The organism is Mycobacterium ostraviense (assembly GCF_002705925.1).
In the GTDB taxonomy this organism is placed as follows: Bacteria; Actinomycetota; Actinomycetes; order Mycobacteriales; family Mycobacteriaceae; genus Mycobacterium; species Mycobacterium ostraviense.
Map to the genome: position 1 here is coordinate 127,076 of NZ_NKRE01000001.1, position 22,330 is coordinate 149,405.

At 66.7% G+C, this 22,330-nt stretch carries 21 protein-coding genes; 7 read left to right on the forward strand and 14 right to left on the reverse strand.

Features of this window, described 5'->3' with window-relative positions:
• Nucleotides 1-7: 7 nt before the first annotated feature.
• From recN to CDN38_RS00580, 7 genes are all read right to left on the reverse strand, one after another.
• Nucleotides 8-1,765, reverse strand: a complete 1,758-nt coding sequence (gene recN / locus CDN38_RS00550) for a DNA repair protein RecN (RefSeq protein WP_075509038.1) — start codon at nucleotides 1,763-1,765, stop codon at nucleotides 8-10.
• A 3-nt stretch (nucleotides 1,766-1,768) separates the two neighbouring features.
• Complete coding sequence (locus CDN38_RS00555) at nucleotides 1,769-2,704, reverse strand: NAD kinase (RefSeq protein WP_075509037.1); 936 nt, start codon at nucleotides 2,702-2,704, stop codon at nucleotides 1,769-1,771.
• Entirely contained in the window at nucleotides 2,701-3,510 is an 810-nt protein-coding gene (locus CDN38_RS00560) for a TlyA family RNA methyltransferase (protein ID WP_075509036.1), read from the reverse strand. Before CDN38_RS00560 ends, CDN38_RS00555 begins: the two co-directional genes overlap by 4 nt.
• Before the next feature lie 8 nt (nucleotides 3,511-3,518).
• Nucleotides 3,519-3,695, reverse strand: coding sequence for a hypothetical protein (locus tag CDN38_RS00565; RefSeq protein WP_099188375.1), 177 nt, complete (start codon nucleotides 3,693-3,695; stop codon nucleotides 3,519-3,521).
• A gap of 24 nt (nucleotides 3,696-3,719) precedes the next feature.
• On the reverse strand, nucleotides 3,720-4,730 hold the full coding sequence (locus tag CDN38_RS00570; RefSeq protein WP_075509035.1) for an HAD-IIA family hydrolase: 1,011 nt from the start codon (nucleotides 4,728-4,730) through the stop codon (nucleotides 3,720-3,722).
• A 7-nt stretch (nucleotides 4,731-4,737) separates the two neighbouring features.
• Entirely contained in the window at nucleotides 4,738-5,568 is an 831-nt protein-coding gene (locus tag CDN38_RS00575) for a tetratricopeptide repeat protein (protein WP_082276912.1), read from the reverse strand.
• A gap of 67 nt (nucleotides 5,569-5,635) precedes the next feature.
• Nucleotides 5,636-5,986 carry a DUF732 domain-containing protein gene (locus CDN38_RS00580; protein WP_099318724.1) on the reverse strand — a complete coding sequence of 117 codons (351 nt, stop codon included), beginning with the start codon at nucleotides 5,984-5,986 and terminating at the stop codon, nucleotides 5,636-5,638.
• A gap of 639 nt (nucleotides 5,987-6,625) precedes the next feature.
• Between CDN38_RS00580 and CDN38_RS00585 the strand changes: the two genes are divergently transcribed.
• From CDN38_RS00585 to CDN38_RS29160, 3 genes are read left to right on the forward strand one after another with little or no spacing between them, the layout of a single operon-like run.
• Nucleotides 6,626-7,882, forward strand: coding sequence for a YcaO-like family protein (locus CDN38_RS00585; RefSeq protein ID WP_075510821.1), 1,257 nt, complete (start codon nucleotides 6,626-6,628; stop codon nucleotides 7,880-7,882).
• Nucleotides 7,879-9,345, forward strand: a complete 1,467-nt coding sequence (locus CDN38_RS00590; RefSeq protein WP_075510820.1) for a TfuA-like protein — start codon at nucleotides 7,879-7,881, stop codon at nucleotides 9,343-9,345. Before CDN38_RS00585 ends, CDN38_RS00590 begins: the two co-directional genes overlap by 4 nt.
• 45 nt (nucleotides 9,346-9,390) lie before the next feature.
• A complete protein-coding gene (locus CDN38_RS29160) occupies nucleotides 9,391-9,537 on the forward strand; it encodes a hypothetical protein (RefSeq protein ID WP_161951633.1) in 147 nt (48 codons plus the stop codon).
• Between the two features lie 804 nt (nucleotides 9,538-10,341).
• Here CDN38_RS29160 and tyrS read toward each other — a convergent pair.
• Both tyrS and CDN38_RS00600 read right to left on the reverse strand, forming a co-directional pair.
• Nucleotides 10,342-11,619, reverse strand: a complete 1,278-nt coding sequence (gene tyrS / locus CDN38_RS00595) for a tyrosine--tRNA ligase (protein ID WP_075510819.1) — start codon at nucleotides 11,617-11,619, stop codon at nucleotides 10,342-10,344.
• Between the two features lie 18 nt (nucleotides 11,620-11,637).
• Nucleotides 11,638-12,249: a DNA-3-methyladenine glycosylase gene (locus tag CDN38_RS00600; protein WP_099319298.1), complete on the reverse strand. Its 612-nt coding sequence runs from the start codon at nucleotides 12,247-12,249 to the stop codon at nucleotides 11,638-11,640.
• A gap of 57 nt (nucleotides 12,250-12,306) precedes the next feature.
• Between CDN38_RS00600 and CDN38_RS00605 the strand changes: the two genes are divergently transcribed.
• The 3 genes from CDN38_RS00605 to CDN38_RS00615 are packed head-to-tail and all read left to right on the forward strand — an operon-like array spanning nucleotide 12,307 to nucleotide 14,437.
• Nucleotides 12,307-13,074 (forward strand): ABC transporter ATP-binding protein, encoded by a 768-nt coding sequence (locus tag CDN38_RS00605; RefSeq protein ID WP_075510818.1) that lies wholly within the window; start codon nucleotides 12,307-12,309, stop codon nucleotides 13,072-13,074.
• Nucleotides 13,075-13,076: 2 nt separating this feature from the next.
• The gene (locus tag CDN38_RS00610; protein WP_233027141.1) at nucleotides 13,077-13,826 is read left to right on the forward strand and encodes an ABC transporter permease; all 750 of its coding nucleotides are present in this window, start codon (nucleotides 13,077-13,079) and stop codon (nucleotides 13,824-13,826) included.
• Nucleotides 13,823-14,437 (forward strand): TetR/AcrR family transcriptional regulator, encoded by a 615-nt coding sequence (locus CDN38_RS00615; protein WP_075510828.1) that lies wholly within the window; start codon nucleotides 13,823-13,825, stop codon nucleotides 14,435-14,437. Before CDN38_RS00610 ends, CDN38_RS00615 begins: the two co-directional genes overlap by 4 nt.
• Here CDN38_RS00615 and CDN38_RS00620 read toward each other — a convergent pair.
• From CDN38_RS00620 to CDN38_RS00635, 4 genes are all read right to left on the reverse strand, one after another.
• Complete coding sequence (locus CDN38_RS00620) at nucleotides 14,403-14,627, reverse strand: Trm112 family protein (RefSeq protein ID WP_075510816.1); 225 nt, start codon at nucleotides 14,625-14,627, stop codon at nucleotides 14,403-14,405. The genes CDN38_RS00615 and CDN38_RS00620 overlap by 35 nt on opposite strands.
• Entirely contained in the window at nucleotides 14,620-17,583 is a 2,964-nt protein-coding gene (locus CDN38_RS00625) for an acyl-CoA synthetase (RefSeq protein ID WP_233027072.1), read from the reverse strand. The genes CDN38_RS00620 and CDN38_RS00625 overlap by 8 nt, the downstream gene beginning before the upstream one ends.
• Nucleotides 17,584-17,779: 196 nt before the next feature.
• Nucleotides 17,780-18,091 carry an ESX-1 secretion-associated protein gene (locus CDN38_RS00630; RefSeq protein ID WP_075510814.1) on the reverse strand — a complete coding sequence of 104 codons (312 nt, stop codon included), beginning with the start codon at nucleotides 18,089-18,091 and terminating at the stop codon, nucleotides 17,780-17,782.
• Nucleotides 18,092-18,135: 44 nt separating this feature from the next.
• Complete coding sequence (locus CDN38_RS00635) at nucleotides 18,136-19,266, reverse strand: EspA/EspE family type VII secretion system effector (RefSeq protein WP_075510813.1); 1,131 nt, start codon at nucleotides 19,264-19,266, stop codon at nucleotides 18,136-18,138.
• A gap of 659 nt (nucleotides 19,267-19,925) precedes the next feature.
• Between CDN38_RS00635 and CDN38_RS28775 the strand changes: the two genes are divergently transcribed.
• Complete coding sequence (locus CDN38_RS28775) at nucleotides 19,926-20,333, forward strand: hypothetical protein (RefSeq protein ID WP_142361225.1); 408 nt, start codon at nucleotides 19,926-19,928, stop codon at nucleotides 20,331-20,333.
• 251 nt (nucleotides 20,334-20,584) lie between these two features.
• Here CDN38_RS28775 and CDN38_RS00645 read toward each other — a convergent pair whose 3' ends face one another.
• On the reverse strand, nucleotides 20,585-22,138 hold the full coding sequence (locus CDN38_RS00645) for an MFS transporter (protein WP_082277133.1): 1,554 nt from the start codon (nucleotides 22,136-22,138) through the stop codon (nucleotides 20,585-20,587).
• Nucleotides 22,139-22,330: the final 192 nt, after the last annotated feature.

Here is a 22,330-nt window from a genome sequence, read left to right on the forward strand (position 1 = left end):
CAGCGAGCTAGATCTCATCGTTCTGCGCGGCGTCGAGCAATTCACGGGCATGGGCGCGGCCGCTGTCCGACTCACCCAGCCCGGCCAGCATCCTGGCCAGCTCGGCCACCCGCTCCTCGTCGTTCAGCCGACGTACCCCGCTGGCGCCGTCGCGTCCGGTGCTGTGCACCGTCAAATGCACGTCGGCATAGGCAGCCACTTGGGGCAGGTGCGTGACCACGATCACCTGGTGGGTGCGCGCCAGCTTCGCCAGGCGTCGCCCGATCTGCACCGCCGCCCTGCCGCCGACCCCGGCGTCGACCTCGTCGAACACCATCGTGGTGCCGACTGCTTGTTTCCGCGATGTCGCCAGCACCACTTCCAGCGCCAGCATCACCCGGGACAACTCACCGCCGGACGCACTCTTGGCCAGCGGCAACACGGTCATGCCGCGGTGTGCGGCGAAGCCGAACTCGACATGGTCGATGCCGTCGGCACCGGCGCGGGCCGGCTCGCCCGACGGCAGCGTCAACACGACGGGATCGTCATACTCGGCCAGGTCGATGGTCACGCCGATGGTGAACTCGGCATCTGCCATCGCCAGAGCCGACAGCTCCGCCGTGACCTCGGTGGCCAACTTCTTGGCCGCTTTGCGCCGAATCTTGCTCAGATCGACTGCTGCTTGGGCTAATTCGCGCTCCAGCTGCTCGGCGCGGCGTTCCAGCGCCGCCAGGCCCTCTTCAGAGACGTCGAGTTGGCCCAGGCGGTCCCGGGAGTCCCGCGCCCACCGCAGCACCCCGTCGATATCGGCGGCGTACTTGCGCGTCAGGGTGCGCAGTTGGGCTTGGCGGCCCAGTTTGGCGTCCAGAGCGCTGGCATCGGCCGGCAGCTCGTCGACATAGTTGCCGAGCTCCCCGGCCGCATCGACAATCACCGTCAGCGCCTCGCCGACTTGTCCGGCCAGCGCCCGCAGCGTGGCATCATCGGTCGATTCCAGAGCCGCCCGGGCACGCCCGAGGCATTCGGTGGCACCGACGCCGAGCGTGTCGTCGGGCGCGCCGGCCAACGCCGCGCGCGCCACCGACGCGGCCTCGCGCAGGGTGTCCAGCTCGGAGAGCCGCACGATGTCGGCGACCAGCGCCTCGTCCTCGCCCGGCTGCGGGTCGACCGCGTCGATCTCGTTGAGGGCAAACTGCAACCGGTCCGCCTCCTGGGCCAGCTCGCGCGCCCGGTTACGCCGGTCAGACAGGTCTCGCCGCGCGGACAGCCACGCGTCGCGCAGCTTGCGATAGCGCTCGCACGCGGGGCCGCTGGCCGCGAAGCGATCCAGCGCGCCACGTTGTTCTTCCGGTCGCAGCAACCGCAACTGGTCGTTTTGGCCATGCAGGGCCAGTAGCTCGTTGGTGAAACCGCTGAGCGACTTGGCGGGCACGCTGCGACCGCCGAGGTAAGCACGCGACGGCCCGTTACCGCTGACCGAACGCAACGCGATCACGCTGTCGTCCTCGTCGCGCTGCGCCCCGGAGGCGTCCAGGATCTCGTCGAGCCTGGCGATCGTGGCCTCGTCGAGATCGGTTGTGACGAAACGGCCTTCGACAACGGCACGATCGGCTCCGGACCGCACCCGGGCCGGGTCGGCCCGGGCACCGCCCAGCAACTGCAACCCGGTGACCACCATGGTCTTGCCGGTACCGGTCTCGCCGGTGAGCACGGTTAGCCCGCGATCGAACTCGGCGGTGGCGGTGCTGATGGCGCCCAGCGACTCGATTCGTATCTCCGTGAGCACCGGTTACTTCCCGCGCCAACCGGTCACCGGCAACTGGAACTTGGTCACCAGACGGTCGGTGAACGGCGCGCTATCCAACCGGGCCCATCTCACCGGTGTGTCACAGCGGGTCACCTCGAGCCGCCCGCCGGCGGGTATCAGCATTTCGCGGCGGCCGTCGCAGAACACCAGGGCGTCGTGACCATCAGCCTCTATCTCGATCGCGATGCGGGCATCCGGACTGGTGACCATCGGCCGGCCGAACAACGCGTGAGCGTTGTTGGGCACCACCAAGATCGCCTCGAGATCCGGCCACAACACCGGGCCGCCCGCCGAGAACGCATAGGCGGTGGACCCGGTCGGCGTCGACACCAGCACCCCGTCGCAGCCGAAAGCCGACACCGGACGGCCGTCGATTTCGATCACCACCCCCAGCACGCCCAGCCGGGGACCCTTCTCCAGGCTCGCCTCGTTGAGCGCCCAGCCCTGGTCGATGACGCGGCCACCGTGGCGCACCGCGACATCGAGCGTCAGCCGGTCTTCCACCCGGTAGTCCCGGGCCACCACATGCTCGAGCACCAGGTCGATAGCCTCGGCCTCGGCTTCGGCCAGGAATCCGATCCGGCCCAGGTTGACACCCAACACCGGAATGCTGGCGTTGCGGGCCAGCTCGGCTGCCCGCAGGAAGGTGCCGTCACCGCCGAGCACCAGCACCAACTCGCAGCCGTCGGCAGCGTGCGGGTCGGCATTGACCACCTCGATCTGGACGCCCCGGGCCCGCATGTCGTCGGGAGCCAGCCGCAGCGATCCGCGGTTGACCGCCTCGGCGGACAGTACTCGAAGCCCAATGTTGTTGTCGCCCAACACTTTCTCGACCCGGCGCGCGGTTTCGGTCGCCTCGTCGCGTCCGGTGTGGACCACCAGCAGAACGGTGCGTTCGGTGCTTGCCTGCGAAGTCACTGCGGACCCATGCTCATCGCCCGGCGCACCGCGTCCACCAGTTCGTCGCCGGCCAACCACCTATCGGCCTGTGCGCGCAACCACAGGAAGTATTCGACGTTGCCCGCCGGACCCGGAAGCGGGCTAGCCGCGACACCGACGGTGTGCCAACCCAGCTCGTCCGCACGCCGCGACACAGCCAGCACCGCGTCCGCGCGCAACTGCGGGTCCTGCACCACCCCGCCCGGACCGACCTGCCCCTTGCCCACCTCGAACTGTGGCTTCACCATGGGAACAATATCTGCGCCCGGCGACGCACAGTCGATCAGCGCGGGCAACACCGTGCCCAGCGAGATGAACGAGAGGTCGGCCACGATGAGGTCGACGCAGCCGCCGATCGCCTCGGGCGACACGTCGCGCACATTGGTCCGCTCGACGACCACCACTCGCGGATCGTTGCGCAGCGACCAGGCCAGCTGGCCGTAGCCGACATCGACGGCAACCACTTCGGCGGCACCGCGGTCCAGCAGCACCTCGGTGAACCCGCCGGTCGACGCGCCCGCATCCAGGCAGCGCCGGCCTTGAACGGGAACCGCGAAGGCATCCAGCGCACCGATGAGTTTGTGGGCTCCCCGCGACACCCAGCCACGGGCGCCGTCCGCCGCGACGGTCAACGCCGCGCTGACGGCCACCGCGGTGGCCGGCTTGACCACCGGCAGGCCGTCGATGCGCACCTTGCCGGCTTCGATCAATTCCGCAGCCTGGTGACGAGACCGCGCCAGGCCGCGCCGCACCAGCTCGACGTCAACGCGGGCACGCCGTGCCACCGTTGCCCTCAGCCCTTCTCCGCCGACTCCAGCGCCCGCAACAACACGTCGTGAGCCTCTGACAGACGGCGCGCGATGTCCTCGAGCTCGGCAAGGGACGGCCCGTTCTCGGCGTCGGCGACATCGGGCAGCTGGGCTACCAGGGCTTCGATTTCCGAGCGAATCTGATCAGGGTCAATAGTCATTGCGCTCCCTACGCTAGTTGCCGCCTAGTCGCCGTGCTCCAGGGACCAGCGCCGCAATGCGTCGCCGGCCGCCTGGTCGCCGGCCCCGATACTGACTGGCCGTCCGTCCGGATGTGCGTCCCAGACCGCGTGCGCGACGGCACGTACCACCGACAGGTCGTCCCCGTGCTGGTCGCCGGTGGCGCTGACCGTAACCGTCGTGTCGACGACGTCGACTCGCCAGCCCGGCTGCGACCCTATCGCCAACAGCTCGCCATCGTGGTGCAGGCAGCGCAGATCGTGGCCGAGATAGGTGGGACGCTGCCCCGGTGGAGCGAACACCGCGTCTCGCGCGCTGTTGACCCCACTGAGCACCATCAGGCTCGGCAGCCCGGCGGCGTGGGCGCCTTCGATGTCGGTGTCGAGCCGATCGCCGATCACCAACGGCGCGCGGCAATCGCCGCGGGCCACGGCGTCCGCCATCAATTGCGGACCCGGCTTGCCCGCCACTTGCGGCTCGGCACCGGTGGCCGCTCGCAGCGCCGCGACCAGTGACCCGTTGCCCGGCAGCAGGCCGCGTTCGGTGGGCAAGGTGGGGTCGACGTTGGCCGCCACCCACAGGGCACCGGCCCGGATGGCCAGTGCGGCCTCGGCAAGCTCCGGCCAGCCGGTGGTCATCGAAAGGCCCTGAACCACGGCAACCGGTCCGTCGTCCCAGCGACGCACCGGACGCAGCCCCACCGTGGCGACCTCGGCGGCCAGTGCGTCGGTGCCCACGATCAGCACCGGCGAGCCCGGCGGCAGCTTTACGGCAAGCACCCGGGCGGCGCTCTGCGCGCTGGTGACGACGTCGGTGCCGGTGGCGTCGAAGCCGAGCTCACGCAGATGCGCCGCGACTTCGTCGGCGCTGCGCGACGCGTTGTTGGTGACGAACAGTTTGCGGCTGGTCACTTCCGCCAGCGATTGGACCGCGCCTTCGGTGGCTCGCCGGCCGCGAAATACCGTCCCGTCCAGGTCGATCAGCAGGCAATCATACTGCTGCGCAAGACTTTTCACCTGATGCTCAACCCAGCTCGGCGACCCGGTCTTCGGCGTCGGTGACGCCTTCGAGGTCCGCTTCCGCCGCGCGCAAGAACCATCGCAGCGCCTCCTCGCGACGCCCGAGCGCCAGCAGCGTCTCGGCATAGGCGTAAAACAGTCGCGCCGCCGTCGAGCCGGTGCGGGCGGGGTCGAGCTGGGGCGTCGACAACACGGTCAATGCCTGCTCCAGCTGCCCGAGGTCAGCGCGCGCGCCGGCGGCGACAATCCGCAACTCGTCGGCGTCGTCGCCGCTGAGCTGGGCCGCCTCGGGTCCGCGCGCAAGTTCGATGGCCCGCAGCGGGCGGCCGAGACCGCGTTCGCAATCGGCGATCAAGGCCAGCAGCGGGGACCGGCTGCCCATCCGCCGCGCCGCACGCAATTCGGCCAGCGCCTGAGCCCAGTCGCCGCAGCGGTAGGCGGCGATCCCGACGGCCTCGCGAACGACGGCGATCCTGCCGGAGCGGGCCCGGGCCGCACGCGCGTGGCTCAGGGCGGCTTCGGGATCCTCGTCGAGCAGCTCCCCGGCGGCCACCAGGTGCCGCGCCACGGCGTCGGCGGTGGCCCGGTCCAGGGTGCTCAGCTCGCGCCGGATCTCCGGCGCCAGCTGCTTGGCATCCACTCCCGGCGGGATCGCCGGCACGTCGCGGGAGTCGCGGGTTACCTCGGGAGGTGCCGACCGCGGTTGAGCCGGGCGAGCCCGGCCCGGACCCGACCAGGGAACGTCACGCTTTTTCTGTGGACCACGCCGCGGTACACCACCCGATGCCGGTCGCGGCCTGCGCTCGCCGCTGCGGTCATGCCTGTCGTCGACCACTCGCTAGAGGGTACGGGCACATCCGTTCAGCTCACAATCGGTCCTGACAACGGTCCTCACAATCGATCTATGCCTGTAGCCGATTGGGCAACAGCGGGTAGAGCACCGCCGGGCAGTACGTCGCGATGGCGACAATCGTGAACGCGGCCGCCACGTCGTGAGACATCCCGTTGTCTTCAGCCATTTTCGCGACGACGGAGTCGAAGGTCCCGTCCGGTTGGACTGCCATCGGACATACCGATCGGCCGATCGCCATCGCCGCCGCCGGCTGCCCATATGAGATGCCGGCGTTGTTCAAGGCCGTCAGGAATGCATTACCCATCATGTCGGCGTGCGTGGGTGCCGCCATGGTCGCGGACATGCCAAGCACCCCGGCAGCCAAGGCCAAGAGTCGAAGGGCCATCACCGAAGCCGTCATCTGCGCCTTCTCATCTGTCGGTTCTTGGACACGTGCCACATAAATCGCTGAATACACTGCTGGGCGGCGGTCACATTCACAACACGGTGCGGTAAAACTTTGCCCACTAACCGGTTTCGCAACCGATCTGCGTAGCCACGAACGCCTAGAGACGACGATTTCATGCGCACGTGCGCGTCGAGCGGCCTGTCCCCCAATCGGGGGACACGCGAACCCTGCCACTGGGGGACCCGAATTTTCCCCCGGTTATTAGCCAGTTGTGGGATAGCAGCGGGCTGCAAAGCCTCGGAAGATTGGTCTCGAAGCGGGAACCGAGACATCACGAACCCGCTCCATGGCCAAGGAAGTGAGGAGTTCTCCCAGATGTCCCACGAACTCCTGTACTGCGAGACCGAGGCCGCCAACCACTAGAACTTCGGCGGGGGCCCCATCGCCTCCCACCCCCCAAGTCTGGGACCCCCGCCGAATCTGTCTCTTATACACATCTCCGAGCCCCCCAAGACAGTCGGCAGCGTCAGATGTGTATAAGAGACAGTCGCTGCCCCCCTCCCCCTCCGCGATGAGATCCCGCTGGGATTTTCTTCTGCACCCGTCGCAATGCCCCGCCGGAAACCCGGCAACTAAGTAGCGTGAAAAGCCATGTCGGAACTGTCCGGGCTCGGCACCCAGCAACTGATGAAAGCCGGCCCCGACTGGTCACATTGGCCGCCACGCGTGCTGGGTCACGCCGACCCCACCACAATCGGATATCGGGCGGGCACTCACCGGATCATCTCGCCCGATCAAACCTGGCAGGCGGTTCAGCCTGTGCTGGAACGGGCCGGGATCACCCGCGTCGCCGACCTGACCTGGCTGGATGATCTCGGAATCCCCACCGTCCAGGCCGTCCGGCCCGCCTCGCTGACCTTGTCGGTCAGCCAGGGCAAGGCCACCACCTACCGCGCCGCCCAGGTCTCGGCCGTCATGGAATCGCTGGAGAACTGGCACGTGGAGACCATCACTCCCGACCTTTTATCCAGGAGCACAACCGATCTCGCTCGCGAACTGACCTATGACCCGGCCAAGCTCAACCGGCCCGCCGGAAGCTTCTACCATCCCGGCGCCAAACTCGACTGGATGATCGCGACGACATTGCTGACCGGCCGGCGAACCTTGGTGCCGTGGCTGGCCACCGTGGTCAACGTGGCGGTCAGTGACTCCTGGGGACCGCCGATGTTCGGGATGGACACCACGGGATTGGCCTCCGGCAACAGCTACCACGAAGCCACCCTGCACGGGCTCTACGAGATCATGGAGCGCCACGGCATGGCCGCCGCGCAGCCGGGATCGACCTTGTTCGAGGTACCGCTGGACGACGTCGCCCGCTCGGAGTGCGCCGAACTGGTCGAGATGATTCACCGGGCCGGAAGCGAACTGAGCGTTGCCCGGATCGACAGCTGGGACGGGTTCTACTGCTTCGCCGCCGAGATCACCTCGCCTATGGCCGAGATTCCGTTCAGCGGCAGCGGACTTCACCACGACCCCAACGTGGCGCTGTCCCGGGCGATCACCGAGGCCGCGCAATCGCGCCTGACGGCCATCAGCGGGGCTCGCGAAGATCTCCCTTCGGCGATTTACCACAGGTTCGCCCGGGTGCACACGTATGCACCGGCTCGTCGATCGATGCAGTCGCTGCCCGCCGCGCCCGCCACGCCGTGGCACATCGACTACAGCAACTCGCTGACCGAGCCGCTCGCCGCGGCGGCGACCGCCGTGACCGTCCGGTCGGGCGTCGAGCCGCTTGCGGTCGTCTGCGACTTCGACGACGCGTGCGTCCCCGTGGTCAAGGTCGTCGCCCCCGGACTGTCGGCTTCTATACATTCGCCGCTGCGAACCCCGTTACAGGAGCACGGATGACAACTCACGGCCGGGTCGTCGTGACCGCGGGACCAACGATCGGCGCCGACGATATCCATGCCGTGGTACCCAATGCCGAAGTGGTGACGCCGATCGCGTTCGGTCAGGCTCTCGGATACGGATTGCGGCCCGGCGACACCCTGCTCATCGTCGACGGACTCTTCTTCCAGCAGGCGTCGGTGCGGCACAAGGAGCTGCTAACCCTCATCGACGACGGGGTGCGGGTGGTCGGTTCGTCGAGCATGGGAGCGTTGCGCGCCGCAGAGCTGCACCCGTTCGGCATGGAAGGCTACGGCTGGGTCTTCGAGGGCTACCGCGACGGGCTGCTCGAGGCCGATGACGAAGTCGGGATGGTGCACGGCGACCCCGAAGACGGATATCCGGTCTTTGTCGATGCCCTGGTCAACGTTCGCCATACCGTCGCGCGAGCTGTCGGATCTGGTTTGATATCAGCACCTTTGGCTGATCAGTTGATCGAAACCGCGCGTAGCAGCCCGTTCACCCAGCGCACCTGGAATCGATTGCTCGAGGCTGTTGGCGCTCCTGAAAGCCGCAGCCTGGCAACACAATTGAGGTCGCTGCGGGTTGACATCAAACACGCCGACGCGGTCCTGGCGCTGCGCGAAGTGGTCCGCGGCACGGGCGGCAGTGCCGTGCGGCCCGGCCCACCCCCGACGGTATGGTCGGAGCGCTGGCGGCAGCGGTGGGCGCCTGCGACACTCGTTCCCGTCACCACCGACAGCGGAGCCCAGTCGGCCTTCGACGTCGGTGACCTTGACGTTCTTTCGTTGCTGAGCGTGTGCGCCAGCGATCGATGGGCATACGTCCCGGCGCTGGAGCAGGTCGCCGCCTGGTACTGGAGTCTGAAGCACCCCGATGAGGGCGGCACGGTGTGCGAGCGGGCCGCTCGGGCCGCCGCGGAGGTAGCAACCGACAGCTACGCACGCTCGCTGGAGACCGTCGCCCACCGCTATGCGCAGGCCACCGGCATCATCGACGAGTCCGGCTTTCCCGAGAACGTCAAGGCACACTGGCTCACCGCGGAGGAGAACGAGAGCCTGCGGGACGATCCGATTGCGGTCTCGGCGCGCCTGATCACCCGCACCCTCTTTTTCGCCCGGTCGCTCCCGGCGATCCAGCACTTCCTCGAACTGCTGCGGGCAGACCCTCGGCTGCCCGAATGGCGCGCCATTGCCGCCCGCGCCCTCGCGCGGCGGGACGAATTAGCCAGGCAGAAGCCGCATTTGAACGTGCGCCGCCCAGATCCCGGGCAACTCAAGCGCCTTTTCGGCAACCGATGGGGCACCGAGGTGAACCGCATCGAGCTGGCGCAGCGAGGACTGATGACCGAGGACGCGTTCCATACCGCCGCCATCCCCTTCGCGGTGGCGGCCGCCGACGACCAGTTGCCGTCCATCGAGGTCGGCAGGCTGGGTTCTGGCCCGATCATGGGCACCGCGTAACGTATTGCCGTCGAAGGCCGTCGAACGTCCTGGTATGCAGCGGCTTTGAGCAGCCTTCACCGGCTTCCACGATCTGCAGCCCACACTCTCGATGAGCAGACGGCGCTGTCCTACACGGCGCAGGTGCCGATACCGCTGCTCGCAGAGCAGTACCTCACCGGGATTCCCGATCAGGTGATCGGCCAGGCTTAGCCCTTGACGTAGCCCGTGGCTACGAAGCTACTCCGGCTCTCCGTCGTCTTCGTCGTGGAGGAGTTTTTCGGGGTGATGAAAGGTGTTGGTGCGACTGCCAAACAACTGATTTCGCGCTTTCGCTCACAGCGAACACCGCACCGGATCTGCCCCGCCATCACACCAGTCACAAAGACGGACCCGGTACCCAAAATGCCCACCCATCCGCGACAACCGCCACAACGCAACGGATTTGTCGCTACTAGCAGTAGCGACTAGCGGTCGTGGGGCTGCGCCCCGGTGTGGCGAGATGAAAATCGCGTACTGGTGCGGTTGGGGCGGTGGTCGACGGCGCCGAGTGTGCGTTGATGGCGCCGACCGTGCCGTCAGGGCGGCCGATCGTGGATGTTCCCGCCCTCCATACACAGTCAAAGCCGCCACCGCACACTCGATACGGCGCATAACAGCCGATTGGTGAGCACCTGCGACATCCCCCGAACGCCTGCCATCACAAGCGGTTTGAGCGACGGTGCGGTATCGGTGTGCCGAAACAGCGCCAGGCATCCAAGGCTGCGCGCGAGGACATCGTTGACCAGCCGCATTCGTGGTCACCACAAATTTTCGAGTGAGGCGGGCACTAACGGAGCACTAACGGTGGACAGAAAACGCGGTTGCCAACACCGCATTTTCAGCCCACGGCCACGTCCGCTGACTGGACGCAAACCTGCACGCCGGTCGAACCCCGATGCAGCTGCTGCACACCGCCGAACGTGCTCATCAACTGGGCACGCCACGCCCCCGCCCTACCGAAAGATCCGACCTAACCTAAGAGCCGACCCGTTCGACACCGGCGACATTCCGCTTGCCGCGGCGCAGCACCAGCCAGCGGCCGTGCAAGAAATCCGATGACTGCGGCGACCATTCGTCGGTCTCGACGCGAATGTTGTTGACCGAAACCCCGCCCTCGTTGATGGTGCGCCGCGCTGCCTTCCTGCTGTCCGAGAGGCCGGTGGCCACCAACAGGTCGACGATCCCGTCGGGAGTACCCGGTTTGAGTTCGGCGACGGTGGTTTCGCGCAACGCGGCGGCCAGCGTCGGCTCGTCGAGCCGGTCCAGTTCGCCGTGCCCGAACAGCGCCCGGCTGGCGTGCTCGACGGCGGCGGTGGCCGCCTCGCCGTGCACCAAGGAGGTGAGCTCGGCGGCCAGCCGCCGTTGGGCCAGCCGCTGCTGCGGGCGCTCGGCGGTCGCCTGCTCCAGTTCGGCCAGCTCGTCGGCCGACAGGAAGGTGAACCACCGCAGATAGCGGATCACGTCCGCGTCGGCGGTGTTCACGAAGTACTGATACCAGGCGTATGGGGTGGTCAGTTGCGGGTCCAGCCACAAGCTGCCGCCGCCGGTGGATTTGCCGAACTTGGTGCCGTCGGCGGCGGTCACCAGCGGGACGGTGAGCGCATGCACTGTGGCACCGAGCTTTTGGCGCACCAGCCGCACTCCGGCGATGATGTTGCCCCACTGATCCGAACCCCCGATCTGCAGGCTACAGCCGTGACGCCGGCGCAATTCGACGTAGTCGTTGGCCTGCAGCAGCAGGTAGCTGAACTCGGTGTAGGAGATGCCCTCACCTTCCAGACGGCGCCGGATCGTGTCGCGATCCAGCATCACGTTGACCGAGAAGTGCTTGCCGACATCGCGCAGGAACTCGATGGTCGACATCGCGGCCGTCCAGTCGATGTTGTTCTCGACGATGGCGCCCGTCGGCGAGTCCCCAGAATCCGAGAAATCGACGAAGCGTTCCAGCTGCCCGCGGATCCGGTCGGTCCATTCGGCGACGGTGTCGGCGTCGTTGAGCGTGCGCTCCCCGATGTCGCGCGGATCCCCGATCATGCCGGTGGCCCCGCCGGCCAGCACGATGGGCCGATGGCCGGCCCGCTGGAAGCGGCGCAACGCCAGCAGCGGCACCAGATGTCCGGCATGCAGGCTCGCCGCGGTGGGGTCGAAGCCGGCGTATACCGTCACCGGGCCGCGCCGCAATTCGGCGGCCAACGCGTCAAGGTCGGTGGACTGCGCGATCAGCCCACGCCAAGCCAACTCGTCAAGGATCATGGTCGAAAGTCTTCCAAACTAGTCGCTGGCGCCCGGGACCGGCGCTCGGGGGCTGCGCCGATAAGCCGACACCTCCGGTCGCCCCGCAAGCCACAATCGCCACGGCCGGTCGGCGGCCTGGCTGACGCCCACCCGCGGTCCGGACAGCGCCGTGGGCGGATCGGCCAGCTCCAGCGTTACCGGACTGGCCGGGTCGAATAGGTCAATCCCGTTGTCCGCCATGGTGATTCCCAATGCCTCGCAGAGATTTCCCGGGCCACGCGCCAGTGCGGCGGTACGAACCAGTTCGCCGCGACGGGACCGGGCGACATCGATGCCGTCCTCGACGGCGCAGGCCCGCAGCAAGACGGCGGCAGCCGTGCCGTCGGGGCCGCAGGAGACGTTAGCGCAGACATGGATTCCGTGGCTGCGGTAGGTGTAGAGGTGGCCGGGCGGCCCGAACATCACCGCGTTGCGACCGCTGAGCCCGCGGTAGGAATGCGCCGCGGCGTCCGGCCAGGGACCGCCGGGCACCCCGCCGTAGGCCTCGACTTCGACGACAATGCCGCTCACCCCCCGTCCGGCGAGCGTGGCGCCCAGTAAGCGGTGCGCGGCAGCGACCGGGTCCCCCAGTAGTCGCTCAGCGCTCACCGGAGAGATTGTGCCGCGCCCCTTGACAAGCGCCGGCGACAGGTCGATATTCATCATATGATGAGTTCATCGAGCGATGAATTACTTCGGGACGGCGCCGAACCGGCGGTCGTCATCGAAAGCTTGACCGTTATCCGTGGCAAAAACCGCGCCGTGCAAGATGTTTCACTGAGAGTCGGGTGCGGAACCATCACCGGCCTGCTGGGTCCGTCCGGTTCGGGCAAGACCACGCTGATGCGCTGCATCGTCGGCTCCCAGATCCTCACCTCCGGTTCGGTGCGCGTGCTGGGGCTGCCCGCCGGGTCGTCCCAGTTACGTCATCGTGTCGGATACATGCCTCAGGACCCGACCGTCTACAACGACCTGCGGGTGATCGACAACGTCCGCTACTTCGCCGAACTCTGCGGCGTCGACGGTCAAGCCGCCGACGAGGTGATCGAGGCGGTGGACCTGAGCAGCCACCGGACTGCACGCTGTGCCAACCTCTCCGGCGGCCAGCGGGCTCGCGTTTCGCTGGCCTGTGCCCTGGTCGGCCGGCCGGATCTGCTGGTGCTCGATGAGCCGACCATCGGCCTGGACCCGGTGCTGCGGGTCGAACTGTGGGAGCAGTTCACCGCACTCGCGCGGCGTGGCACCACGCTGGTGGTGTCCAGCCACGTGATGGACGAGGCCGACCGCTGCGGCGATCTGCTGCTGATGCGCGAGGGGCGGCTGCTGGCCCACACCACGCCGGACAATCTACGGAAGGAAACGGGATGCACATCACTGGAGGACGCGTTTCTGTCCATCATCCGACGCACCACCATCGCGCTCGCAGCCGGCTGAGCCTGCAGAACTATACGGCCACCACCGCACGGATTCTGCGCCAGCTGACTGCCGACCACCGCAGCATCGCGATGATCCTGCTGGTGCCCGTGCTGGTCCTCACGCTGATGTATTTCATGTTCGACCAGGTTCCGCCCCGCCCCGGTGCTCCCTCCGGGTTCGACACGGCGTGCATGGTGCTGCTGGGCCTTTTCCCGCTTTTCGTGATGTTCGTCATCACGGCGATCACCATGCAGCGCGAACGAGCTTCGGGAACGCTGGAGCGCATTTTGACCACTCCGCTGCGCAGAATTGATCTGCTCGCCGGCTACGGGACCGCGTTTTCGATCGCCGCGGTGGCCCAGGCCACGGTGGCCTGCATTGTGGCGTTCTGGTTCCTCGGTTTCGACACCGCGGGTAGTCCCGCGTGGGTTTTCGTGATCGCGATCGTGAACGCCATCTTGGGTGTCGGCCTGGGCCTGCTGTGTAGTGCGTTCGCCCGCACCGAGTTTCAGGCGGTGCAGTTCATCCCGCTGGTGATGGTCCCGCAGCTGCTGCTGGCCGGCATCATCGTCCCGCGGGCGCTGATGCCGACCTGGCTGCAGTGGCTCAGCAACGCGATGCCGGCCAGTTACGCCCTGGAGGCCCTGCAACAGGTGGGGGCACATTCCGAGCTGACCTACACCGCGGTGCGCGACATTGTGGTCGTGCTGGCTTTCGCGGTCGCGTCGCTGGGTCTGGCCGCGGCGACACTGCGGCGCCGGACGCCATAGTGGCGGCGCGTCGACGCCCCGGCCGGCCGGCCGGAAACTCCGACACCCGCGAACGCATCCTGACCTGTGCGCGAGAACTGTTTGCGCACAACGGTATTGACCGAACATCAATACGAGCGGTGGCCGCTGCAGCCGGGGTGGACGCCGCCTTGGTTCATCACTACTTCGGAACCAAACAACAGCTTTTCGCCGCCGCCATTCACATACCGGTGGATCCGATGGACATCATCGCGCCGATGCGGGAAACGCCCGTCGAAGACCTCGGTGTGAAACTGCCGACCGCGCTGCTTGCGCTGTGGGATTCCGAACTGGGCCCACGGTTGATCGCGACGGTGCGATCGCTGTTATCGGGCACCGACGTCACTTTCGTGCGGTCCTTCTTCGAGGACGTGGTCACCAAGGAGTTGGGTGCACGCGTCGACGATCCCCCCGGGACCGGGCGGATCCGCGCCCAGTTCGTCGCCTCCCAGGTGATCGGTGTGGCGATGGCGCGCTACATCGTCAAGGTGGAGCCGTTCGCGTCGCTGCCGGCCGAGCAGATCGTGCGGACGATCGCGCCGAATCTGCAGCGCTACCTCACCGGGGATCTGCCGGATGACCTGGCGCCGTGAAGCGGGCGTGCTCGTCGTCGCCGACGTCGCGGGCCTGGTCGACCAGCAGGACCGGGATGCCGTCCTCGATGCGGTAGGCGCGCCGCAGCCGCGGGTTGTAGAGCAACGGGCCGTCCGGGCTGGAGGCGAGCAGCAGCGGACCCTGGTCAGCCGGGCACACCAGGATGCTCAGCAGCTTGTCGTCAATCATCGGCGGATTTCTCGCCGCCCAACTCGGTGCGCGCCGCCGGGGTCAGCTTGCGAAACTCGCGGGAGGCAGGGTCGAAATACCATGCCTGGCGGCCGGGCTTGGGAATTCCGGCGGCCCGCAGCGCGCTGACGGTGGGCCGGTAGGTGGCGCTGAGCGACAGCTTCGGCACCACGTGGACGATGTCGGGTCCCAGTCCGACCGGCATGCCCGCGACGGCATCGGTCAGGTCGGCCGCGGTGATGGTCGCTCCCGGCCGCAATGTCACCGCGGCGACCGCTAGCTGATGGCCGTTGGCCGAAACGTCGTAGGTGACCGCGAGGTCGACGCCGTTGATGCAGCCCAGCGCATCGGTGACCGGCTCGGCATACACCATGCCCCGCGCGGTGCGCACCACCGAACCGCGCCGGCCCGCCAGCCAGTAGTCCCCGTCCGCGTCGCGGTAGAACAGGTATTCGGTGGAGATCCAGGTGTCGGCGGGGGCGAAGACGCCCCGCTTGATCGACGCGGTCGGGTCGATGGGTCCGCTGGCGTGCGCCAGCAGCACTCCGACCTGGTTGACCTCGGCAACCTGGACGAACCCGCGGTCGTTTTCCAGGATCAGGTCGTGTTCGGCGTCGTAGGCGCCGAGCTCGACCCGTCCGGCACCGGGCAACGGGCGGCCCTTGCTGCCGATCTTGGCGCCGGACACGTTGGCCAGCACCGCCTGTCCGTCGGTGGTGGCGAAGAACTCGACGACATGTGCCGGCGCGAACGTGTCGACGACCCGCGCCCACAATCCGGTCGGCATCCCCGAGCCGATGAACAGCCGGACGGGGTGGTTGCCATGCAGGGCAAAAGCCGGATCGTCGACCACGTCGCGCAGCATGGCCCAGGTGTAGGACACGACGGTGACGCCGTAGCGGCGTATCTCGGCGACGAACCGGTCGGCACACAGTCCGCGCGACAGTGCGATGCGAGTGCCGCCCACGACCGCACCGCCCAAGCTGACCAGCAGCGCGGATTCGTGGTGCAGCGGCGTCAGGCAGTAGACGGTGTCCCGGCGGTCCAGGGCGGCCGTCGATGCGGTGCCGAAGGCCGACACCGCCCAGCGGTAGTTGGTGATCTGCTTGGCGACCAGCTCGCCGCCGACCGCGCTGAACGCAATGAACGCCAAATCCCTTGCCAGGCCTGGGTTTTGCCGGTACCAGGCGGGCAACTGGACGGCGTCGGGGTCGATCTTCTCCATGTCGATCACGTCAGCGTCTTGGGGTAGATGCAGATCTCGTGACTCGCCGCCGCCCAGCACCAGCACCTGTCCGGGCAATTGGCGTGCCGCGCCGAGGTTGGTGGGATCGGTGATGATCTCGGTCGCTCCCCCGAGCCGCAGCTGTGCGGCCAGGTCGACGTCTTGGCGCATCAGCACCACTATCGCCCCCAACCGGGACAGCGCCACGATTGCGACCAGCGCGCTGGGCCGGGTCTCCATCAGTACGCCCACCCGGTCACCCTGGCGCACCCCGACGTCGATCAGGCCACGGACCACGTTGTTGATGCGGCGATTCACGGCCTCGTAGGTGTGCACGCGATCGTCGAACAGCAGGAATTCGCCTTGCGGGGCGTCGTGGGCCTGTTCGTCGATGATCCGGCCCAGCGAAATCCGGGTGTGGTCGTTGAGTTGCCCCAGCCGGGCCAGGCGCGGCAGCGTGCGGACGGTTTCGACGGCCAGGGTGCGCATGGACTTGTTGGCGGCTACCACCGCCTCGGCCGCACCACGGGCCATGGCCAGGGCCGCCTCGGACACCTCTCCGATCCCGTGCGCGACCCGGGAGCTGAATGCGACTCCGCTGTCGGTGTGTTCGGCCGGCTGCTCGACCATCAAGCTGATGTTGGCCGGCTTGTCACCGTCGCTGGAGATCCAGCGCACCCAGTCGGCGACGGTGGGCCAGCTCTGGTGCGCCGCCCTGGATCCGACGACGAGACCGAAATGGCCGGTGCGGATGAGGCATTCGTAGACGTCGGTGTTGGGTGCGGCACGACGGATGCCGCGCACCGAAGCCGGCTGGCCGATGTCGTCGACCTCGCCGACGAACGCCAGTATCGGGCAGGTGATGTCGGTGAGCGTCACCATTTGGCCGCTGATGGCGAAACCACCGGTCATCATTCGGTTGTGGGCGATGAACTGCTTGAGCAGTTCTGAGATCGCGGGACCGGACCAGGCGATCCAGCCTTCGGATTCGAGGAATCGGCGCTGTTGTTCCCGCGGCAGCAGGGCCTCGCGGTCATGAAGCTGGCGCAGGAAGTCGATGCGGGCCTTGGCCGTCTTGAGCGGATCCATCATCTGGAAACCGGTGCGTGCCATCCAGCTCGGGATGGCCAGCCGGTTGAAGACGTGATCTGCCATGAAGCTGGCGGCGGCCGCACCGAAGTTGGCCGGAATACCCATCGGCAAGGCGGCCAGGGTGTCCACCGGCGAGCCGAACGCCACGATGCTGGCGATGTTCTTGGAACGCCGGTACGCCGCGGCCTGATAACAGAACATGCCGCCCTGCGAATAGCCGACGATGTGCACGTCCTGGCCGGTGGTGTCATGCACCGTGTCGATGGCCTGACTGAGTGCGACGATGTGGTCGGCCAGGTTGCGGCGCATGCCGCCCTCGACCTTGTCGGGCGAGCCGAAGTCGATGACCCACGGATCCAGGCCACGGGCGTGCAGGATACCCACCGCGCCGTCCTCGCGGGTGACGTCCCACATGTCGGCCGACATCATCATCGGGTGCACCATCAACACCGGCGGGCCTACCGGCGCGTGTCCCGGCCGGGTGTCCGGCGGGAAGTACCGTCGCAGCTTGTACATCGGCACGCTCTCGACGATCTGGGACGGCGACGGCACGCTACCGGTTTCCAGGCCGCCCAGCCGCAGGACTTCCAGCCCGTTTTGGGCGGTGGCCACCAGACGCTCGACCGGGCGTGTGACCATCGACAAATTGAGATCCACAACTGCTCCTGGGTGCTCCTGAGTTGGCCTTGACCAGCGTGGACATCATTCCACATCGGAGCGGGGCACAGGTCGCGCCGTCGCGTACGGCGCCGCCGGCGGTGGTGGGGGATGCTCGGGGTGTTCCAGCCCGGATGACGCTACCCGGGCCGCAGCCGGCCCCTATCCCGGGCGGCGATCAGCGAAAGAACTTGCTCAGCACGCTGGCCGCCCCTTCGTCGGTGTCGAGATAAGCACCGGCGGCCTTATGAAGACTGTCCGCTAGCTGTCCGTCGACTTGTTGCACGCACGCGCCTGTGGCACTGCGGATGGTCTCGAACCCTGCCAGGGTCTGATTGAACAGCGAGCAGAACGAACCGTGGGTGGTCGAGACCGTCTGACTGATTCCGCTAACCATGTCGACCGCGGATTTCACATCGGCCGACACGTTGCCTTGAATCCGCTCCAGCACGCTCAGGAACTCTGGCACGACATACAGAAAATGACCCATGACTACTCCTCTCTGGTGGACGGTTTGGCTATCACCTTGGCTCGCTACGGTTGTGCCACCCGGGCATTGACGAATATCGGCACTTTCCCGGGCTTCTCGGCGCTCGCTGTCGAGCCGTCGACGGGAGCCCGCTCGGCATCCGATCCGCCCGAGGCCCCGCCGCTTCCGCCGTCACCCTGCGGTCGGCGCGTCGGAGCATGCGGCACGGATCCCGGCACGCCCGGGGCACCCGACGAGGATTGCGCGCCGGCCGTCGGCACCGGGCTACCGGCCTGGCCAATGCTGCCCGCAGGACCCACTTCCATTGGGAATGACCGCATCTGAGTCATCGCTCCGCCGAGCTGGCCCATCGCCGGTAAGCCGGCACCGCCGAGCGCGCGCACCGGATCGGACACCTGAGCCAGGTTCGACACGTGGGTGAGGTCGGGCATGGCGGCCGCGCCCCCGGTTGAGGCCGACTTTCCCGACATCCCAGCGATGCCCGACAACGACGACAAGCTGGACAACATGGTTCCCAAGCCCATGTCGGAAAATATGCTGGCGATCTCCGACCACGCCGCGTACAGGGCGGACTCCAATTTCGAGATGAATTGCCGTATATCGAACTCGATGTCCGACACGACGGCGATCACTTCCTCCTCGATCAGGGCTTCCAGCAGCTCGACCAATTTCCACAGCGCGGCAATCAATTTGGCGGTGTCTTCGGCCGTCTTGTACGCCAAATATGCGAGCGCACCGGCAACCATGCTCATCATCAGCGAAGTGATCGGAAGCTGAAACCCATCCGAGAGCCATTGTCCAACAAGGGGTATGTAGGAAATGACGATGGCGACCGGGCGTGCGATCTCGAGAACACGTCTTGCGAATGCCAGGACATCACGGGTCTTCTTTACCGCGTCCGCTTGATCCGTTACCAGCGTCCCGGTGATGTAATCCAGGTCCGCCAAGATTTCTTCCCGGATCTTTTGCAGCTGATTCTTGGCGGAGTAGGCCTCCGCGGCGGCGCCCATCCAGCGGTCGCCCGGAGCGGCCGACGCCTGATCCTGAGCGCTCCGGGTGAACCATGACGAACTGGTGTTGAAGACCTCTCCGGAAACGGGCAATCCGATTCCAAGCAACGCCTCGAATCCGTCGATGGTGTCGATCGCCGAATCGATGATCCACGCTCTGTCCATTGTGATATGTCCTCTCGCAGGCTAATTCGTTAGAAGAGTTGTCTTCGGGCGCACGTCAGGCGCTACCCGGTTATGCATGATCACCGGCTGATTGCCGGGGGTTGATATGGCAGACGCCTTTGTCGCGCCGCTTGGAAATCACTCCGCCAGAAGCGTGCTGGGCGCCATTCATAACGCAGCGCAAGCCAAGTGAAAAGGTAAAGCCGGTCAGTGTCTTCGTCTAGCTGCCATGGACTGCTCCTCGGGTAAGGAACCAACAACGACGAACTGCCGCAACATGTCGCACCAGACAACAGCGCTTTCGGCGGCGGACGTCAGCGTACAAACTCTTTCCAGCCGGATGGCCAGGGTTCACTCGCGGTCGACCTTACGATTGCCACGAAAACGTTGCTACGTACAACAGTTGTATTACGCAAGTCACAGTAGGGCGCGACGGGCCGTAAGCGCAAGAGCCAATTGAGATTTGCCTGTGATCACTTCGTGATCAGTTGCGTGCGAAGGCCGCCCACGCGTCGCCGGTAGGGCTTCGGCGCGTGGGCCATCACCGCAACAACTGCGCACGCGGCCCCGCGCTGAACTGAATTCCTTTTGACATCAGGGCTTTTAGCCCGCCGTAGGCATCAGATGGCTCGCAGCTCCGAGAACGCGCCCCTCATCGATTGAAGCATGTTGGTTTCGGCACATCGGGCCGACTCCAGGATCGCGGGAACGTCCTCGAGTTTGCCGTGTATTCGCGCCAACTGCTCGAGCACACCGAGCCTTCGTTGATTGACATCGTCCAACATACGCCGCGCCTCGGCCATGCGCTGCTCGACCTGCTCGTCGGCAAGGCGGACACGCCGTTCGGCTTCGGTCATGGCGTCATTGAGTCGCTTGTCGCACTCCTGCTGCGTAGTTCGCAGCTGATCATCGATCTGGAATTGGGCGTCGGAGCGAAGCCTGATCAGTTCGGCATCGAGTTGCTGTTCCGCCTTCTCGCGACGCCTGGCATCGGCAATGCGCATTGGTCGATCTCGCCTCGTGATGGGCTGACAGTGGTTGGCCATGGCCCGCTTTCCGGTCGCTGACGGACTTGCGGATCGCCCCCGGGATGACCGGACGACGATGGCAACACAGCCGCCGATGCAAGGACAGACGCGACTGCGTGACTCACCGAAACTCCTTTACATCAGCGTGCGACTCGCCAGTTTGGTAAGCGAGGCAGACTATGGTGCACATTGGCAATAATTGTTATCGGCGGTTTTTTTGGGGCTGGAAGCTGATCGTCACCGACCCGCGCCCCACGCTGCGCAGCCATCGGGCCATCGCGTTGACACGCTCAGCCAGCCCGCTCAACAGGTAGCCGGCGTGGCAGCAGTAGCCACACGGCCACCGCGGCGGTTAACGGCACCAGTGCCATCAACAGGCTGGTGGTACGCAACGCGGAAACCACGACCTCCTGAGTGGTCGCCATGAGACTACGGGCTGACTCCGGATCAAGGACGGCGACGCCGCCCAGGTTGCCCCCGCCGTACGAACGGGTAGCCTCCAATGCTTTGGCGGCCTGAGTGGGAGAGACGCCGGTGCCAGCGAACCGTTCCTGGGCTCGTGCCGTGTAGAAAGTCATGGCCAGCAGGGTGACCATGGTGGGCCCGAGTGAGTAAGCGGACTGGCCGACGCCGGGTTTGACCGCGGCCACCGAGCCCTCCAAACCCGGTGGGGCAAAACTCATCATGACACTGGCCTGCGGGGGCTCGATGAGACCCAGGCCTGCGGTCAGGACCACTATTCCCACTCCGATCACGACGACAGATGTGCCCATGCCGAAGGTGGCGAATACGCCGGCGGCCACGGTGAGCAGTCCTAGACCAAACAGGATGGTGGCCCGCTCCGAGGTCCGGGCCATCATCCGGCCGGCCGCAACGGCCGCGGGCGCCTGCACGGCGGCGCCCAGCACCAACAACACGCCCAGCACGGTGAGCGAATATCCGCGGACCACGGTGGCGTAGTAGCTCAGGATGAGGATCAGCCCGGCGGACAGGAAATTGAACGCCAGCCCGGCGATGACGGCGGCGTTGAACGGGCCGGCCCGGAAGATCCGCAGATCCAGGGCCGGATGGTCGGTCCGCAACTCCCACCACACGAAAAAGGCTCCGGCAGCCAGCCCGATCAGCAATGGCGGTGCGGCAGCGGCCGGGCCGTGAGCCAGCCGGGACAGGCCGTAGACAACACTGACCAGCATGACGCCGGCGGCGGCAATACCGGGATAGTCGATTCGGCGGTCGCTGATCCGGAACGTCTCGGGGACGAACCGAACGGTGAGGGGGATGGTGAGCAACGCTACGGCGGGGGCCACGACCAACGCCCAGCGCCACCCGAGCGACTCGACCAGGATGTTGCCGATCAGCGGTAATGGGGCGCCCACCAAGAATGCGGTCCCGAGGAAGAGGCTGATCGCCTTGGACCGTTGCTCAGCCGGGAACACGGCGTTGATGATCGCCAGCGAAAGACCCAGCAGGAAGGCGAAGAAGACACCGGTCAGAGCGCGGGCGACCATCAGCATCACCGCGTTGGGCGATGCTGCGGCCAGCAAGCCGAAGATGATGGCGCCGACCAGGCCCAGCAGATACATCCGGCGTTTGCCGTAGACGTCGCCGAGGGTGCCTGCGCCGAGTATGGCCGCGGCCAGGGTGAGGGTAGCCAGACTGGCGGCGAATCCAGCGGCAGCGGTGGACATGTGCAGCCCCTCCCGCACCGGCACGAGATTGCTGGAGAAGATGGTTGGGTCGGCGCCGGTGACGGCAAACCCCAGCCCCATGGCGAGCACGGTCATCCACTGGGCGAGCGTCAGCTTGTCCTCGCCGGGTTGCGTTTCCGTGCTTGACGCGTCCATGCCGGTGTGCCTCTCGTCGTGATGTGCGGTCGAGTCTAGGGATGACCCGGGTCGATGGCGACACGGTTTCCCGGGCTTTCGACAGCGTCCACCGTGCGGGGTAGCACCGGCCCTGGTCCACCCCGGGCAGCACCGGCGGCACCGTTGACGACGAGACCAGGGGGTCCGCCGTTGATCTGTCCGCCAGCCGAG

Excerpts from the sequence above, each read along its gene's own strand:
- CDN38_RS00635 (WP_075510813.1), bottom strand. The coding sequence starts at position 19,266 with ATGGACAGAGCGTGGATCATCGATTCGGCGATCGACACCATCGACGGA.
- tyrS (WP_075510819.1), bottom strand. The coding sequence starts at position 11,619 with ATGATCCTTGACGAGTTGGCTTGGCGTGGGCTGATCGCGCAGTCCACC.
- CDN38_RS00630 (WP_075510814.1), bottom strand. The coding sequence starts at position 18,091 with ATGGGTCATTTTCTGTATGTCGTGCCAGAGTTCCTGAGCGTGCTGGAG.
- CDN38_RS00565 (WP_099188375.1), bottom strand. The coding sequence starts at position 3,695 with ATGACTATTGACCCTGATCAGATTCGCTCGGAAATCGAAGCCCTGGTA.
- CDN38_RS00625 (WP_233027072.1), bottom strand. The coding sequence starts at position 17,583 with ATGGTCACACGCCCGGTCGAGCGTCTGGTGGCCACCGCCCAAAACGGG.
- CDN38_RS00645 (WP_082277133.1), bottom strand. The coding sequence starts at position 22,138 with ATGGACGCGTCAAGCACGGAAACGCAACCCGGCGAGGACAAGCTGACG.
- CDN38_RS00620 (WP_075510816.1), bottom strand. The coding sequence starts at position 14,627 with ATGATTGACGACAAGCTGCTGAGCATCCTGGTGTGCCCGGCTGACCAG.
- CDN38_RS00590 (WP_075510820.1), top strand. The coding sequence starts at position 7,879 with ATGACAACTCACGGCCGGGTCGTCGTGACCGCGGGACCAACGATCGGC.
- CDN38_RS00585 (WP_075510821.1), top strand. The coding sequence starts at position 6,626 with ATGTCGGAACTGTCCGGGCTCGGCACCCAGCAACTGATGAAAGCCGGC.
- CDN38_RS00605 (WP_075510818.1), top strand. The coding sequence starts at position 12,307 with ATGATGAGTTCATCGAGCGATGAATTACTTCGGGACGGCGCCGAACCG.
- CDN38_RS00580 (WP_099318724.1), bottom strand. The coding sequence starts at position 5,986 with ATGACGGCTTCGGTGATGGCCCTTCGACTCTTGGCCTTGGCTGCCGGG.